This window comes from Winogradskya humida (assembly GCF_016862215.1).
Taxonomy (GTDB): domain Bacteria; phylum Actinomycetota; class Actinomycetes; order Mycobacteriales; family Micromonosporaceae; genus Actinoplanes; species Actinoplanes humidus.
Window position 1 is genome coordinate 1 of record NZ_BOMN01000086.1, and the last position, 15,605, is coordinate 15,605.

Sequence of the window (15,605 nt, forward strand, 5' to 3'; positions counted from 1 at the left end):
GGGCATTGTGGGCTGGCCGGGCATTGTGGGCTGGCCGGGCATTGTGGGCTGGCCGGGCATTGTGGGCTGGCCGGGCATCGTGGGCTGGCCGGGGTGTGTGGGCTGTCCGGGATGTGGGCTGGCCGGGTATCGGCGGGTGTTGGGTGCTGGCCGGGTGTGGGGTTGGCCGGGCGTTGGCGCGTGTGGGGGCTGGCCGGGCGTTGGCCGGGGATGTGGGGTTGCCGCCTCGTGGGCCTGCTGGGCGGCAGCGGGTCAGTGTTGCCCTGCTCTGAGGCGGGCTATGTCCGTGGCGTCCTTGGGGCGGCGGGGCATGCTGGGGACCCAGATCGGCATCATTTCCTTGATCTCGATCTGGGCGCGGGGGCTGATGACCGGGCAACTGACCTTGCCCACGCGGCCGATCGGACCGTCCAGGAGGTCGGCGGGCCAGCGAGCGCCCGCGTGGGGGCCGCCCGCGACCGTGGGGAGGCCGTCCGGGGACTCGCCGAGCAGCGCGAAGCTGATTTCGGTTCCGTCCGGCGTGATCAGGTCTCGCTGCTGGGCCGGCGGTGGGCCGGGGTCGTCGCGGTAGCCGAGTTTGTGCAGCTCGGTGAGGAGGCGGTCGGCGTCGGGGGCGCGGCAGAAGAAGTCGATGTCGCGGTGTGGGCGGGTGATCTCGCCGAGGAAGAAGTCCATGGCCCAGCCGCCTCGTAACCAGAGGGGGAGCCCGGCGGTCGTGCTGGTGCGTACGACCTCGGAGATGACCGAAAGCTGGGCGCGAGCGTTCACCGGGTCAGATTAGGCGGTGCCGAACTGTGGGCGAAGTCCCTGGTAGGCACGCTTGCTGGGGTGTCGCGGGGGCGCCGGGCTTCGCTATGGTCTTCGGCATGTCTGACAACAGCGTCGATCCGAGTGGCAACACCGAGGCGTTCCGCGCCTTTACGCACAACGCCCCCGAGGAGCCCGTCGCGGCCTCGAAGACTCCGCTGATCATCGGTGTCGTCGCCGTGGCCGTTGTGCTCATCGCGGTCATCGCCTGGCTCGCCCTGGGCTGATGGGCTGCCGGGCGGGGGCCGCCCGGCGCCTTGACGGCCCTGGTCCGCCCACCGGATCAGGGCCACCCCTAACCTCACTGCCGCGGTCCTGCAGCAGGACCGCCGCTGCGCCGACGAGGGTGTCGCCGTGGGGACGCGCCGCCAGCGCGCCGTGCGGAGCGTGGCTCAAAGCGCTGCCGTGGGAACGCGCCGCCAGCGCGCCGTGGGAACGCGCCGCTAGCGCGCCGTGGGAACGCGCCGCTAGCGCGCCGTGCGGAGCGTGGCTCAAAGCGCTGCCGCAGCTCCAGGTTGCCGTGACGGCCAATGGCCAGCCGTCGTCGTGAGCGCGGCCCGAAGTCTGTGGGTGGCCAGCCTTCGTCGTGAGCGCGGGCCGAAGTCTGTGGGTGGCCAGCCTTTGTCTTGTCGTGCGGCCTGACCCCCGAGGGTCAGCAACTCCTTGATCGTGCTCCTCGGCGCGGTCGTTCAGAGCCGGCGCTGGATCTCGCCGCGATCTGGCAGACGTGACCGTTTCGGATCGGTCTTGGCGGAGGCTTCAGGCATTCAGTTTTTCGGCGACCTGGCGGGCGATTTCTGCCTCTTCGTCCGTGGGGATGACGCAGACGGTGACCGGGGCGCCGTCGGGGGAGATGATGCGGTCGCCGCGGGTGTTGCGGGTGGGGTCGATCTCGATGCCCAGGGCGGAGAGGCCTTCCAGGGCGGCTGCTCGGACGGCGGGGGCGTTTTCGCCGACGCCGGCGGTGAAGGTGATGGCGTCGGTGCCGCCGAGGATGGCGAGGTAGGTGCCGATGTATTCCTTGATGCGGCGGGTGTAGACGTCAAAGGCCAGGGTGGCGGCCTGGTCGCCCTGGTCGCGGCGTTGCTGGATGGTGCGCATGTCGTTGTCGCCGGTGAGGCCCTGGAGGCCGGCGAAGCGGGTCAGGGAGCGTTCGATCTCGTCTAGGGGCAGGCCCGCGACCCGGTGCAGGTGAAAGATGACGGTGGGGTCGATGTCGCCGCTGCGGGTGCCCATGACGAGGCCGGATTGCGGGGACATGCCCATGGAGGTGGCTGCGCTGCGGCCGCCGGAGACCGCGCAGGCGCTGGCGCCGTTGCCGAGGTGGAGGGTGATGACCTTGGCTGAGGTGGCGGGGAGGCCGAGGAGGGCGGCTGTTTCGCGGGCTACGTAGGCGTGGGAGGTGCCGTGGAAGCCGTAGCGGCGGATCTGCCAGCGGTCGGCGAGGTCGGCGTCGATGGCGTAGGTGACGCCGGCGGGGTCGATGCTCTGGTGGAACGCTGTGTCGAAGACGGCGACCTGGGGGACGTCGGGCAGGAGTTTGCGGGCCACTTCGATGCCGCTCAGGGCTGCGGGGTTGTGCAGCGGGGCGAGCGGGATGAGGTTTTCGATGGCTGTGGCCACGGTGTCGTCGACCACCGTGGCGTCGCTGAACTCGGTGCCGCCGTGGACCACGCGGTGGCCGACCGCGCCCAGGCCGTCGAGGTTGATGGACTCCATGACGTGCTGGAGTGCCCCGGTGTGGTCGCTCGCGTCGCCGCCGGACTCGCCGATGCGCTCGATGAGGCCCTTGGCGATGGTGGTGCCGTCGTCGAAGAGGCGGTATTTGACCGAGGAGGAGCCAGAATTGAGGACGAGGATCTTCACGACTGCTCCTGAGCGGACGGCGACACGGACGGCGACACGGACGGCGACACGGACGGCGACACGGGCGGCGACACGGGCGGCGACACGGACGGCGACACGGACGGCGACACGGGCGGCGGTGATGGAGGCGATGCGGCCGAGCGTGCCTGGATCGCGGTGATGGCCACGGTGTTGACGATGTCCTTCACCGTTGCGCCGCGGGAGAGGTCGTTGACCGGGCGGCGCAGGCCCTGCATGACCGGGCCGACCGCCACCGCGTTGGCCGAGCGCTGCACGGCCTTGTAGGTGTTGTTGCCCGTGTTGAGGTCGGGGAAGACGAAGACCGTGGCCTTGCCCGCCACCGCGCTGTCCGGGAGCTTGGTCGCCGCGACCGCCGGGTCGATGGCCGCGTCGTACTGGATAGGGCCCTCGACGGGGAGGTCCGGGCGGCGCTCGCGGACCAGGGCGGTGGCGGCCGCGACCTTTTCGACGTCGGCGCCCGCGCCCGAGCTGCCCGTGGAGTAGGACAGCATCGCGACCCGGGGCTCGATGCCGAAGGCCGCGGCGGTCTGCGCTGAGGAGAGCGCGATGTCGGCGAGCTGCTCGGCGTTGGGGTCGGGGTTGACCGCGCAGTCGCCGTAGACCAGGACGCGGTCGGCCAGGAGCATGAAGAAGACGCTGGACGCGACCGAGACGTCGGGGACCGTCTTGATGATCTCGAAGGCCGGGCGGATCGTGGCGGCGGTGGTGTGGGTCGCGCCGGAGACCATGCCGTCGGCGTGCCCGGCGGCGACCATCATCGTGCCGAAGTAGTTGACGTCGCGGACCACGTCGTAGGCCAGGTCGAGGGTCACGGCCTTGTGCTTGCGCAGCTCCGCATATTGCTCGGCGAAGTCGTCGCGCCAGCTGCTGGTGGCCGGGTCGACCAGGTGGGCGCCGCCGATCTCGACGCCGATCTCGCGGGCCCGGCGGGTGATCTCGGCCGGGTCGCCGAGCAGGGTCAGCTCGGCGACGCCACGGCGCAGCAGCGTCTCGGTCGCGCGCAGGATGCGCTCCTCGGTGCCCTCCGGGAGCACGAGGTGGCGGCGGTCGGCGCGGGCACGGTCGATCAGGTCGTTCTCGAACATCAGCGGCGTCACGCGGGCGGACCGGGTGACGTCGAGCAGCCGGGCGAGCTCGGCGGTGTCCACGTGTTTCTCGAAGGCGCCGAGGGCGGCCTCCACCTTGCGCGGCGTGGCGGGGCTGAGCTTGGCCTCGATCCGGCCGGCCGCCTTGATCGTGTCGAAGCTGTCGGACTTGACCACCAGCATCGCCAGGCCGGTGTTGAGCCGCTCGATGACGCGGACGGCGCGGGGGTCGGGGAACTCGCCGAGGGTCAGCACCAGCCCGGCCAGGGTGACGTTGCCCGCGGAGTGCGCGGCGCTGGCCGCGACCAGCAGGTCGGCGCGGTCGCCCGGGGTGATGAGCAGCGCCCCGTCGGTGAGGTGGTCGAGCACGGCCGGCACGTGCGCCGCCCCGACCACGTAGTCGAGGACGTCACGGTCGAGCGCCGCGTCGCCGCCCGTCACCACGGTCGCATCGAGCGCGGCTGCCACCTCGGCCACGGTGGGCGCGGCAACGCTGGGCACCTCGGGGATGGTCCAGACCGGCACGGGGAGACCCTGCGGGGTCGGGGTGCCGGCAGGCACGCGGTTGGCGATGACGGCCAGGACCGTCGCGTCAAGATCGGTGAGCGAGTGGTACGCCGACCGCACCGCCCCGCTGATGTCCACGCGCCCCTGCCCACCGACGACGGGGAGGATCACGCTGCCGAACTCCGTGGCGAGGCGCGCGTTGAAGCCCAGCTCGCGGGGCATCTCGTCGGTGCCGGCCTGCTGGCCGTCGGCGAAGTCGCTGCCGATCACGACCACCGACGCGCACTGCCGCTCGACCTCGCGGTAGCGCTCGACGATGCGGGAGATGAGCTCCTCCCACTTGCCGTCGGCGACGAGCGCGGAGGCCTCGGTCGTGGTCAGGCCGTAGGAGTCGTCGTAACCGGCGATCAGCGGATAGCGCTCGGTCAGGAGGGTGAGCAGCGGATCCTTGCCGGTGCCGGGCACGAGGGGGCGGAACACCCCGATGCGGGCGACCTGCCGCGAGAGGAGCTCCACGAGCCCGACGGCCACGGTCGACTTGCCGACGCCGGAGCCGAGCCCGGCGACATAGACGCTGCTTGCCACGTGCTCAACCTACCGGCCGGGCCCTCATCCTGCCCGGGGTCGCAAGACCCTGTGGATAAGTACGGAAGTCAGCGCAGCGCCCGCAGATAAGCGTCCGGGCGGTCGAGGAAACGCCGCCAGTGCGCGACGATCTCCAGGTCGTCCCAGGTGGCCCGGCGGATGCCATGCGCGCCCAGCTCCAGGATGGTCGCGCCGGGCAGGGCCGTGAGCAGCGGCGAGTGGGTGGCGACGATCACCTGGGCGCCGTCGTCCCGCAGCGCTTCCAACCGGGCGAGCAGGCCCAGGGTCGAGGTGAACGACAGGGGCGCCTCGGGCTCGTCCATGAGGTAGAAGCCGTACCCGTCGAACTTGCGGTCGAGCAGCTCAAGGAAACCCTCACCGTGGCTGCGATCGTGCAGGTCGGTGTCGATCGCGCCGGGCAGATTCTCGAGGTACGTGTAGAGCCCGTGCATCGTCTCGGCACGCAGGAAGTACGCGTTGACCCGCCGCCCCGGCGTCCGCACCACCTTGAGCAGCTCCCCGAGCGGCGACTCGGTGACCCGGCTGCTGTGCTGGGCGCCCTTGGACCCGCCCTCGGGGTTGAGCCCGTGCGCGACCGCGAGCGCCTCGATCAGCGTGGACTTGCCGGACCCGTTCTCCCCGACGAGGAACGTGACCCCGGCGGGGAGGTTGAGCCCGTGCTCGAGCAGCGCCGCGACCGCCGGGATCTTCGCCCACCAGGCAGCCCTGTCGACCTCGACGCCCACGTCCAGCTCGACCCGGCGTACGGGCCCGAAATCAGTCCTCATCGTCCTCGTCGGGACGCGCCAGCCAGGTCGCGAACCGCTCGATGGGGGTCTCGAACTCCGGGTTGATGTCGACGAACGTGCGGAGCTGCTCCGCCACCCATTCCAGGGTCACGGATTCCGGCCCGCGCCGCTCGACCAGCTCTTCGATGCCACGATCGGTGAAGTACATGCCCCGGATGATACGAAGCAGCGCCCCGCCGGACGAACGGCGGGGCGCTGCTTCGGGCGTACCTAAATCATCAGGGCCGCGGAAGTGCGGCCTCGACCAGTGCTGCCTGCTCGGCCTCGTGCATCTTGGCCGAGCCGACCGCCGGGGCGGCCGCGGCGGGGCGGGAGATGCGACGCAGCCGGACGCCCTCGAGGTGCTCGAGGAGGTTGAGCGCCACGAACGACCAGGCACCCTGGTTGGCCGGCTCCTCCTGGACCCAGGCGAAGTCCTCGGCGTTCGGGTACTGGCTGAGGACCGCCTTGAGCTCCTCGACGGGCAGCGGGTAGATCTGCTCCATCCGGATGATCGCGGTGTCGGAGCTGCCACGCTCGGCCCGGGCCTGGAACAGGTCGTAGTAGACCTTGCCGGAGCAGAGCAGGACCCGATTGACCGCCGCGGCGTCCAGCGGGGTGCCGTTGATGCCCGCGTCGGCGAGCACCGGCTGGAACGTACCCGTGGTGAAGTCGGCGACCGACGACACCGCGAGCTTGTGCCGCAGCAGCGACTTCGGCGAGAAGACGATCAGCGGCTTCTTCTTGCTCGACAGGGCCTGGCGGCGCAGCAGGTGGAAGTAGTTGGCCGGGGTGGTCGGGTTGGCGACCCGCATGTTGTCCTGCGCGCAGAGCTGCAGGAACCGCTCCGGACGCCCGGACGAGTGGTCCGGGCCCTGGCCCTCCATGCCGTGCGGGAGCAGCAGCACCAGCGAGTTGCGCTGGCCCCACTTGGCCTCGCCGGAGGAGAGGAACTCGTCCACGATCGACTGCGCGCCGTTGACGAAGTCGCCGAACTGGGCCTCCCACAGCACCAGCGCGTCGGGGTTCTCGACCGAGTAGCCATACTCGAAGCCCATCGCCGCATACTCGCTGAGCAGCGAGTCGTGGGCGAAGAAGCGGGCGTTGCCGGTGGCCAGCGTGGAGAGCGGCAGGAAGTCGTCGCCGGTCTTGGCGTCGACGAGGGCCGCGTGCCGGGACACGAACGTGCCGCGCTTGGAGTCCTGACCGGCGAGCCGGACCGTGACACCCTGGCTGAGCAGCGAACCGAACGCGATGAGCTCGCCGAAGCCCCAGTCGATGCCACCCTCGGTGGACATCTTGGCGCGCCGCTCGATCAGCTGCTGCACGCGCTTGTGCGGGGTGAAGCCCTCGGGCAGGTCCAGGTGGGCCTCGCCGACAGCCTTCACCGTCGAGGCCTCGATCGCGGTGTCGACCTGCGGCTCCGGCTCCTCCGCCAGCGGCGGACGCACCCGCGGCGGCGACCCGGCGGTGTCGCGGGTCGCCTTGAAGACGCCCTCGAGCTTCGTCTGGTAGTCGCGGAGCTGCTCCTGGGCGCCGTCCACGGTGATGTCGCCGCGGCCGATGAGCTCCTCGGTGTAGAGCTTGCGGACCGAGCGCTTGGTGTCGATGATCTCGTACATCCGCGGGTTGGTCATCGAGGGGTCGTCGCCCTCGTTGTGACCGCGGCGGCGGTAGCAGACCAGGTCGATCACGACGTCCTTGTTGAACGCCTGGCGGTATTCGAAGGCGAGCTTCGCGACCCGCACGACGGCCTCGGGGTCGTCGCCGTTCACGTGGAAGATCGGCGCCTGGATCATCCGGGCCACGTCGGTGGAGTAGAGCGACGAGCGGCTGTACTCCGGGGCGGTGGTGAAGCCGACCTGGTTGTTGACCACGACGTGGATCGTGCCGCCGGTGCGGTAACCGCGCAGCTGCGACAGGTTGAGCGTCTCGGCGACCACGCCCTGACCGGCGAACGCGGCGTCGCCGTGCACCAGCACCGGAAGCACCGTGTAGCCGTGCAGGCCCAGGTCGAGCCGGTCCTGCTTGGCGCGGACGATGCCCTCGAGCACCGGGTCGACCGTCTCCAGGTGCGACGGGTTGGCGACCACGCTGACCGTGGTGGAGTGCTGCTCGTCCGGCGTCGTGTACTTGCCGGTCTGCCCGAGGTGGTACTTCACGTCGCCGGAGCCGTGGGCCGACTTCGGGTCCATCTGACCCTCGAACTCGTTGAAGATCTTCTCGTACGGCTTGCCGACGATGTTCGCGAGCACGTTCAGCCGGCCGCGGTGGGCCATGCCGATGACCGTCTCGTCGAGCCCGGCCTCCGCCGAGTCCTCCAGCACCGCGTCGAGCAGCGGGATCAGCGACTCGCCGCCCTCCAGCGAGAAGCGCTTCTGGCCGACGTACTTCGTCTGCAGGAACGTCTCGAACGCCTCGGCGGCGTTGAGCCGGCTCAGGATGTGCTTCTGCTCCTCCTGGTCCGGCTTCTCGTACTTGATCTCGATGCGGTCCTGGATCCAGCGCCGCTCCTCGGGACCCTGGATGTGCATGTACTCGATGCCGACCCGGCGGCAGTAGGTGTCGCGCAGGACGCCGAGGACGTCGCGCAGCTTCATCCGCTGCTTGCCGGCGAAACCGCCGACCGGGAACGTGCGGTCGAGGTCCCACAGCGTCAGGCCGTGCTGGAGCACGTCCAGGTCGGGGTGGCGCCGGATCTCGAACTCCAGCGGGTCGGTGTCGGCCATGAGGTGGCCGCGCACGCGGTACGCGTGGATGAGCTCGACGACCCGCGCCGCCTTGTCGATCTGCCCCTCGGAGGTCCGGGCGACGTCGCGCACCCACCGCACCGGCTCGTATGGGATCCGCAGGGCGGTGAAGATGTCGTCGTAGAACGAGTGCTCGCCGAGCAGGAACTCGTGCATCGCCTTGAGGAACTCGCCGGACTGCGCACCCTGGATGACCCGGTGGTCGTAGGTGCTGGTCAGCGTGGTGACCTTGCTGACGCCGTGGTCGGTGAGCATCTCGTCGGACATGCCGGCGTAGGGCGCGGGGTACTCCATCGCGCCGACGCCGATGATCGCGCTCTGCCCGGTGAGCAGGCGGGGGATCGAGTGCACCGTGCCGATGCCGCCGGGGTTGGTCAGCGAGATCGTGGTGCCGGAGTAGTCCTCCATCGTCAGCTCGTTGCGGCGGGCGCGCCGGACCACGTCCTCATACGCCTGCCAGAACTGCCGGAAGTCCATCTGCTCGCAGTTCTTGATCGACGGGACGACCAGCGAGCGCGAGCCGTCCTTCTTCTTCATGTCGATCGCGATGCCGAGGTTGATGTGCTCGGGCTGCACGAGTGACGGCTTGCCGTCGACCTTGGCGAACGAGCTGTTCATCTCGGGGTGGGCCACCACCGCGCGGATCAGCGCCCAGCCGATGAGGTGGGTGAAGCTGACCTTGCCACCCCGCCCGCGGGAGAGGTGGTTGTTGATCACGATGCGGTTGTCGACCATGAGCTTGGCCGGGATGGCGCGCACCGACGTGGCGGTCGGCACCTCCAGCGAGGCGTCCATGTTGCGGACGATGCTGGCGGCGACACCGCGCAGGGTGGTGACCTTGGCGCCTTCCGGAGCGGCAGCGGCCGTCTTCTCCGAAGCGGGAGCAGCCTTGGGCGCCGGCGCGGCCGGTGCCTTCGGAGCCGGAGCCTGGGCCGGCTTCGGCGCAGGCGCAGGTGGCGTCGGCACGGTCGGCTTGACCGGAGCGACGGTTGTGGCGGCCGGGGCATCGGTGCCGGCCTTTTCAGCTGTGGCCTTCGCGTTCGCGGCGGTGGCCTCATCGGGTGTCACGATGGAGCCCGAGGCCATGGCCGGCTTGTAATCGGCGAAGAAGTCATGCCACGCGGGGTCGACGCTGGTGGGGTCGGCCAGGTAGCGCTGGTACATCTCGTCGACGATCCACTCGTTCGGACCGAAGTCTGCGAGCGGATTCTCATGCGAAGTCTGCTGGGTCGACACTTCCGTGTTCGCCTCTTTCACCATCTTGTCAGCACGCGACGTTCGTCACACACGGGACGAAGGATTCGGCGTCAAGGCTACGCCGTGATGGAGGCGTAGCCATGCGCACGTCCGGTCTGTGACTAACGCCCGCCACCGAAGTGAGATGTGTGAGGCGTCGGATACGTCAGGTGATGTCGCGTTTCTTGGTGATGATGGTGCCCACGATGCCCGCGACCAGTGCGTACACGATGAGAACCGCCGCGCCGACCCATCTGGGCGGGTTTCCGGGCAACTCCGTGCCGCTCACCATGAGCTGAGAGGCCAGCCCGGGGATGAGGACCTGGAGGTTCTGGAACCAGTCGCCGAAGCGGTCGCCGATCAGCTGGAAGATGATCGCGGCGCCGAGGAACCCGATCACGTAGATCAGGCTGAGCGTGATCGTGGCGGCGAGCTGGCTGCGGATCAGGATGCCCGCGCCGACGCCGAGGATGGCCCAGATGCCGTACGCGAGCCCGTTGAGCAGGATCGCCCGCCACACCGCTCCCTCGCCCAGCTGGGCGCCGACGTCGAGCGAGGAGAGGATCAGCGGCGTCACGATCAGGTTGAGAACGGTCGTGATCACCCAGAAGAGCAGCCCGAAGACGACGCCGGCACCGAGCTTGGCCAGCACGACCGTCTCCCGGCGCGGGGTCAGCAGGAAGGTCGTCGTCGCGGTCTGGTGGAAATATTCGCTGGTCGACAGGATCGCGGTCAGCAGCATGACCATCAGCACGCCGAAGAACTGGCCGCTGGTGTAGAGGTTGGTCGCCACGTTGACGGCCTCGCCGGCGACCCGCACCTGCTCGGCGGTCTCGGCGTCCATGCCGGTGGTGTCGACGTCGAGGGTGGCGCTGGCGGTGAGCCAGTTGATGCCCGTGGTCAGGGCCCAGAGCACCAGGGTGACGATGCCGAAGACCCACCAGGTGCTGGTGGTCCAGATCTTGAGCAGCTCGGCGCGGAGCAGTTTCATCGGATATCCGCCTTTCCGGCCGTGAGCTGCAGGAAGACCTGTTCGAGGTCGGCCTTCTCGCCGGTGAGCTCGTGCAGCTCGATTCCGGAGGTGAAGGCGATGTGCCCGATCCGGGCCGGGTCGAGCCCGGTCACCGAGAGGGCCTCGTCGGGCAGCGTGGTGACGTGGCCGGTGGCCGCCGTCAGGGCCGCGGCCAGGTCGGCGGGCCTCGGGGTGCGCACGCGGACGACGGCGCCGCCGCCCATGGAACCCAGCACCTCGCCGACCGGGCCCTGCCGGATCAGCTTCCCGGCCGCGATGATCACCACGTCATCGGCGAGCTGCTGCATCTCGGCGAGCAGGTGGCTGGAGACCAGGACCGTGCGGCCCTGCACGGCGAGCGCCTTGAGCAGGTCGCGCATCCAGCGGATGCCCTCGGGGTCGAGCCCGTTGGCGGGCTCGTCGAGGATCAGCACCTGCGGGTTGCCGAGCAGCGCGGCGGCGATGCCCAGGCGCTGCTTCATGCCGAGCGAGTAGCCCTTGAACTTGCGCTTGGCGGCGGGGGTGAGCCCCACGCGGGCAAGCGCCTCGTCGGCTGCGGAAGCGGGCAGCCCGGCGGCGGTGGCGATCACCCGGAGGTGGTTGCGGCCGGTGCGGCCCTTGTGCGCGCCGGACGCCTCGAGCAGGGCGCCGACGTGCTTGATCGGCTCGTCGAGGTCCTTGTAGGCGACCCCGCCGAACAGCGCGTTGCCCGAGCTGGGGGTGACCAGGCCGAGCATCATGCGCAGCGTGGTGGTCTTGCCGGCACCGTTGGGGCCGAGGAAGCCGGTGACCCGGCCCGGCTGCACGGTGAAAGATAGATCGTCAACAGCGCGGAGCTGTTTGTACTGCTTCGTGAGATGGGAGACGACAATCTCCCCTGACCTGGCCGTCAACGTGGGTTCCTCCCCGTGGGCTGAGGACTGAACCTACCGGGTGGGGTCCACTCCGGCTGCCCCGCGACATGCCGTTCACTCATCTGTCATCCGAGTCCACCTGGACCGACACGCCGACGGCAATCACGGCCGTTACACAGGTCACATGACGGTACTCATGACCGCCGCCGCACCCATCGGGACCAGCGGCTACTCACTCCTGATCGCGGACGACGCGGATCAGGTCGCCGCCGCACAGCGGCTGCGCCACAACGTCTTCGCCGGTGAACTCGGCGCCACCCTCCGGACCGAGACCGACGGCCGCGACGTCGACGAGTTCGACGAATTCTGTGACCACCTCATCGTCCGGGACGACGGCACCGGCGAAGTCGTCGGCACCTATCGGATGATGACCCCCAAGGGCGCCGAGCGCGCCGGCCGCCGCTACGGCGACGGCGAGTTCAACATGAGCGGCCTCGGCCCGCTGCGTGACCAGCTCGTCGAGACGGGACGCTCCTGTGTGCACCCCGACCACCGCTCCGGCGCCGTGGTCAACCTCATGTGGGCCGGGCTCGCGCGCTACCTGCACCTCAACAACCTGCGCTGGCTCGGTGGCTGCGCGTCGGTCTCGCTCGACGACGGCGGCGCCACGGCGGCCGGGGTCTGGGCGCGGGTGCAGAACAAGAACATGTCGCCGCCCGCACTGCGCGTGCAGCCGCGACGCAACTGGCTCGCTGAGACCGAGCTCGTCGGTGACCCCAAGGTGCAGGCGCCGCCCCTGCTCAAGGGGTATCTGCGACTCGGCAGCTGGGTGTGCGGGGAGCCCGCGTACGACCCGGACTTCAACTGCGCCGACTTCTACGTGCTGTTCTCCATGGACCGGATGGACCCGCGGTACCGCCGGCACTTCCTCGGAGCCACGCGATGATGTGGCGACCGGTGTCGGACTGCGGTTCCCACTGCATCCCTGGCGGTGACCCGGCAACAAGCCGGGTCACGAGGGTGGTGCGGTTGGTGGCAGCTGCGGGCGTACTGATCAGCAGTCTGGTCGTGGTGCCGCTCACCCGTGGTGCCGCCCTGCGGTCGGTCGCCCGCGCCCTGCTCGCGGCCCTGGGGGTCAAGCTGGTGTGGCGCGGCCCGGCGCCGCGACGGGGCAGCCTGCTGGTCGCCAACCACGTCTCCTTCCTGGACATCCTCGCCCTGCTCGCGGTGACGCCGGTCCGCCTTGTCGCCAAGAGCGAGGTGGGCACCTGGCCGCTGGTCGGCGCGGTTGCCAAGGCGGGTGGGGCGATCTTCCTGGACCGCTCGCGGCCCCGGACCCTGCCGCTCGCGGTGGCCGATGTGGCTGCCTCGCTGCGGGCCGGTCGTTCGGTCGCGGTCTTCCCGGAGGGCACCACCTTCTGCGGTGCCGAGCGGGGTAAGTTCAGGCCCGCGGTGTTCCAGGCCGCCGTTGACGCCGGCGTCCCCGTCGTGCCGATCTCCATCAGGTACGCCTCCCCGGCGGCAGCCTTCATCGGTGACGACACGCTATGGTCCTCGATACGGCGTGTGGTTGCCCTGCGTGGGCTGACCGTGACCCTCGTCGGTTCGCCGGCGCTGCGTCCCGAGCCGGGAGCCGATCGCCGGGTGCTCGCACGCGCGGCCCAGGCCTCAGCCGGTCTGCGTTCGACGAAATTCGAGCTGGCCGCTTAGCAGGCTCACAGAAAACTTTCAGGCAACGTGCAGGCCGAGCGCAGCGACCTGCGTGAGGATGGGTCGCATGGCTACCCAGACCCATGGAAAGCAGAGCGAGGCGAAGCTCCTCGTGGTCGAGGACGACGCGAACATTCTCGAGCTGCTCTCCGCCAGCCTGCGGTTCGCGGGATTCGACGTCAGCACCGCGACCAGCGGCAGCGCCGCGGTCACCGCGGCCAAGAACGCCGCCCCCGACCTCGTGGTGCTGGACGTGATGCTGCCCGACCTCGACGGCTTCGAGGTGATCCGGCTGATGCGCGAGGGTGGCGCGCGCACCCCGGTGGTCTTCCTCACCGCCCGTGACGGCACCGACGACAAGATCCGCGGGCTCACGCTCGGTGGCGACGACTACGTCACCAAGCCGTTCAGCCTGGAGGAGCTCACGGCCCGCATCCGGGCCGTGCTGCGCCGCACCACGGCCGGGGACGAGGAGCCGTCGCGGCTGGTCTTCGCCGACCTCGAGCTCGACGAGGAGACGCACGAGGTCTACCGGGCCGGTCAGCGTGTCCAGCTCTCGCCGACCGAGTTCAAGCTCCTGCGCTACCTGATGCTCAACGCCAACCGGGTGCTCTCCAAGGCGCAGATACTGGATCACGTGTGGAAGTACGACTTCCGCGGCGACGACAACATCGTGGAGTCCTACATCTCCTACCTGCGGCGCAAGGTCGACAACGTGCAGCCGCGCCTGATCCACACCCTGCGTGGCGTCGGGTACGTGTTGCGCAAACCGGCCGCCTGAGCCCGGCATGGAACTCGCCCAGCGGGTCCGCAGCCACGTACCGAACAAGACCGGGCTCCGCCGGGTGCCACTGCGCACGAAACTCGTCGCGTCCGTGCTGGCGCTGGTCTTCGCCGCATTGACCCTGATCAGCGCGGCGAGCACGTATGCGCTGCACAACTACCTGATCGCGCGGCTCGACTCCCAGCTCGTCCAGTTCACGACCACGCTCGAGGGGCTGCGTCCGAACCAGGGCGTCGTTCCCCCCTCCGACTACTACGTGAACGTCACCACCATCAACGGCATCGGTGCGACCGACAACGAGCGCTACGACACGAAGGTGTTCACCAGCCGTACCCAGCTGCCCCCGATCCTGACCGGGGTCGACCAGGTGAACGCCCACGTCGACAAGGCGTACACGGTCAACTCGTCCGACGGCACGGTGCACTGGCGGATGCTGGTGACGTACACCCCGAACGGCTCGGTGCTGTACGTCGCCGAGCGCCTGGTCGGCATCGACGACGCGATCACCCGGCTCGTCTGGGTCGACATCCTGGTCGGCGCGGGAGTGCTGTTCGCGCTGGCCGCTGTGGGTGCGGCGATCGTGCGGCAGAGCCTCATCCCGCTCATGCAGATCGAGCGCACCGCGGCGGCGATCGCGGCCGGTGACCTCACCCAGCGGGTGCCCGACCCGGAGCCCGACGAGGGCGAGCCGCAGACCGAGCTCGGCCGGCTGTCCCGCGCGCTGAACGCCATGCTCGCGCAGATCGAGGCCGCCTTCACGGCCCGGGCCCTCTCCGAGACGGCGGCGCGGGCTGCGGAGTCCCAGGCCAGGGACGCCGCCGAGGCGGCTCATGCTTCAGAAGCCCGGGCGGTGCGCTCCGAGGGGAAGATGCGGCAGTTCGTCGCGGACGCTTCCCACGAGTTGCGTACGCCCCTGACGTCGATCCGTGGCTTCGCGGAGCTCTACCGTCAGGGGGCGGTCAGCGAGCCGGAGGCCGTCGCCAAGCTCGTGCGCCGTATCGAGGACGAGGCATCCCGGATGGGTCTGCTCGTCGAGGATCTGCTGCTGCTCGCGCGGCTCGACCGGGAACGCCCGATCACGCTCGCGCCGGTGGAGCTTCCTGTGCTCGCGCTGGACGCCGTACAGGCCGCGGAGGCCGTCGCCCCCGAGCGGACGATCACGCTGGACGTGCGGGATCAGCCCGAGAACCTGATCGCGTACGGCGACGACGCCCGGCTGCGACAGGTGATCGGCAACCTGATGACCAACGCGCTGGTGCACACCCCGCCGGAGGCCGCGGTCACGCTGTCGCTGTCCAAGGCGCTGGGCAACCGGGCCGTCATAGAGATCTCCGACACCGGCCCCGGACTAAGCCCTGAGCAGCGTGAACACGTCTTCGAGCGGTTCTACCGGGCGGACGAGGCACGGACCCGGCGCACCGACCGGGCGGCCACCGGGACGGGGCTCGGGCTGGCCATCGTGGCGGCCATCGTGCGGGCCCACCACGGCACCGTCGAGGTCATCAGCGAGCCCGGGAAGGGCGCCACGTTCCGGGTCAGTCTGCCCGCGCTCGTCCCGGACGAATCCTGATCTTCCGGTCATCCGCCATTCACAGAAAAC

General features: G+C 69.9%; 12 protein-coding genes and 1 pseudogene. 5 read left to right on the top strand and 8 right to left on the bottom strand.

Annotated features, from left to right (window positions below):
- Positions 1 to 252: 252 nt before the first annotated feature.
- Positions 253 to 768 (bottom strand): nucleotidyltransferase domain-containing protein, encoded by a 516-nt coding sequence (locus Ahu01nite_RS28950; protein ID WP_203839824.1) that lies wholly within the window; start codon positions 766 to 768, stop codon positions 253 to 255.
- A 98-nt stretch (positions 769 to 866) separates the two neighbouring features.
- Between Ahu01nite_RS28950 and Ahu01nite_RS28955 the strand changes: the two genes are divergently transcribed.
- The gene (locus Ahu01nite_RS28955; RefSeq protein WP_203839825.1) at positions 867 to 1,034 is read left to right on the top strand and encodes a hypothetical protein; all 168 of its coding nucleotides are present in this window, start codon (positions 867 to 869) and stop codon (positions 1,032 to 1,034) included.
- A 532-nt stretch (positions 1,035 to 1,566) separates the two neighbouring features.
- Here Ahu01nite_RS28955 and Ahu01nite_RS28960 read toward each other — a convergent pair.
- From Ahu01nite_RS28960 to Ahu01nite_RS28990, 7 genes and pseudogenes are all read right to left on the bottom strand, one after another.
- Positions 1,567 to 2,673: an acetate/propionate family kinase gene (locus Ahu01nite_RS28960; protein ID WP_203839826.1), complete on the bottom strand. Its 1,107-nt coding sequence runs from the start codon at positions 2,671 to 2,673 to the stop codon at positions 1,567 to 1,569.
- Between the two features lie 134 nt (positions 2,674 to 2,807).
- Positions 2,808 to 4,871: pseudogene (gene pta / locus Ahu01nite_RS28965) on the bottom strand (phosphate acetyltransferase); the annotation flags it as partial.
- Between the two features lie 68 nt (positions 4,872 to 4,939).
- Complete coding sequence (locus Ahu01nite_RS28970) at positions 4,940 to 5,659, bottom strand: AAA family ATPase (RefSeq protein WP_203839828.1); 720 nt, start codon at positions 5,657 to 5,659, stop codon at positions 4,940 to 4,942.
- The gene (locus tag Ahu01nite_RS28975) at positions 5,649 to 5,828 is read right to left on the bottom strand and encodes a DUF6104 family protein (RefSeq protein ID WP_203839829.1); all 180 of its coding nucleotides are present in this window, start codon (positions 5,826 to 5,828) and stop codon (positions 5,649 to 5,651) included. The genes Ahu01nite_RS28970 and Ahu01nite_RS28975 overlap by 11 nt, the downstream gene beginning before the upstream one ends.
- Before the next feature lie 70 nt (positions 5,829 to 5,898).
- The gene (locus Ahu01nite_RS28980; RefSeq protein WP_203839994.1) at positions 5,899 to 9,645 is read right to left on the bottom strand and encodes a multifunctional oxoglutarate decarboxylase/oxoglutarate dehydrogenase thiamine pyrophosphate-binding subunit/dihydrolipoyllysine-residue succinyltransferase subunit; all 3,747 of its coding nucleotides are present in this window, start codon (positions 9,643 to 9,645) and stop codon (positions 5,899 to 5,901) included.
- A 166-nt stretch (positions 9,646 to 9,811) separates the two neighbouring features.
- Complete coding sequence (locus Ahu01nite_RS28985) at positions 9,812 to 10,636, bottom strand: DUF2705 family protein (RefSeq protein ID WP_203839830.1); 825 nt, start codon at positions 10,634 to 10,636, stop codon at positions 9,812 to 9,814.
- Positions 10,633 to 11,550 (bottom strand): ABC transporter ATP-binding protein, encoded by a 918-nt coding sequence (locus tag Ahu01nite_RS28990; RefSeq protein ID WP_203839831.1) that lies wholly within the window; start codon positions 11,548 to 11,550, stop codon positions 10,633 to 10,635. Before Ahu01nite_RS28990 ends, Ahu01nite_RS28985 begins: the two co-directional genes overlap by 4 nt.
- 145 nt (positions 11,551 to 11,695) lie before the next feature.
- On the opposite strand from Ahu01nite_RS28990, the gene Ahu01nite_RS28995 reads away from it, so the two are divergent.
- From Ahu01nite_RS28995 to Ahu01nite_RS29010, 4 genes are all read left to right on the top strand, one after another.
- A complete protein-coding gene (locus tag Ahu01nite_RS28995) occupies positions 11,696 to 12,457 on the top strand; it encodes a GNAT family N-acetyltransferase (RefSeq protein ID WP_203839832.1) in 762 nt (253 codons plus the stop codon).
- An 86-nt stretch (positions 12,458 to 12,543) separates the two neighbouring features.
- Entirely contained in the window at positions 12,544 to 13,221 is a 678-nt protein-coding gene (locus Ahu01nite_RS29000) for a lysophospholipid acyltransferase family protein (protein ID WP_239159242.1), read from the top strand.
- 67 nt (positions 13,222 to 13,288) lie between these two features.
- Positions 13,289 to 14,002, top strand: coding sequence for a response regulator transcription factor (locus Ahu01nite_RS29005; protein ID WP_203839834.1), 714 nt, complete (start codon positions 13,289 to 13,291; stop codon positions 14,000 to 14,002).
- 7 nt (positions 14,003 to 14,009) lie between these two features.
- Positions 14,010 to 15,575, top strand: coding sequence for a sensor histidine kinase (locus tag Ahu01nite_RS29010; protein ID WP_203839835.1), 1,566 nt, complete (start codon positions 14,010 to 14,012; stop codon positions 15,573 to 15,575).
- The last annotated feature ends 30 nt before the right edge of the window (positions 15,576 to 15,605 follow it).

Bases quoted from the DNA above. Each gene is read 5' to 3' on its own strand.
- Ahu01nite_RS28955 (WP_203839825.1), top strand. From the start codon at position 867: ATGTCTGACAACAGCGTCGATCCGAGTGGCAACACCGAGGCGTTCCGC.
- Ahu01nite_RS28970 (WP_203839828.1), bottom strand. From the start codon at position 5,659: ATGAGGACTGATTTCGGGCCCGTACGCCGGGTCGAGCTGGACGTGGGC.
- Ahu01nite_RS28975 (WP_203839829.1), bottom strand. From the start codon at position 5,828: ATGTACTTCACCGATCGTGGCATCGAAGAGCTGGTCGAGCGGCGCGGG.
- Ahu01nite_RS28985 (WP_203839830.1), bottom strand. From the start codon at position 10,636: ATGAAACTGCTCCGCGCCGAGCTGCTCAAGATCTGGACCACCAGCACC.
- Ahu01nite_RS28995 (WP_203839832.1), top strand. From the start codon at position 11,696: ATGACGGTACTCATGACCGCCGCCGCACCCATCGGGACCAGCGGCTAC.
- Ahu01nite_RS29005 (WP_203839834.1), top strand. From the start codon at position 13,289: ATGGCTACCCAGACCCATGGAAAGCAGAGCGAGGCGAAGCTCCTCGTG.
- Ahu01nite_RS29010 (WP_203839835.1), top strand. From the start codon at position 14,010: ATGGAACTCGCCCAGCGGGTCCGCAGCCACGTACCGAACAAGACCGGG.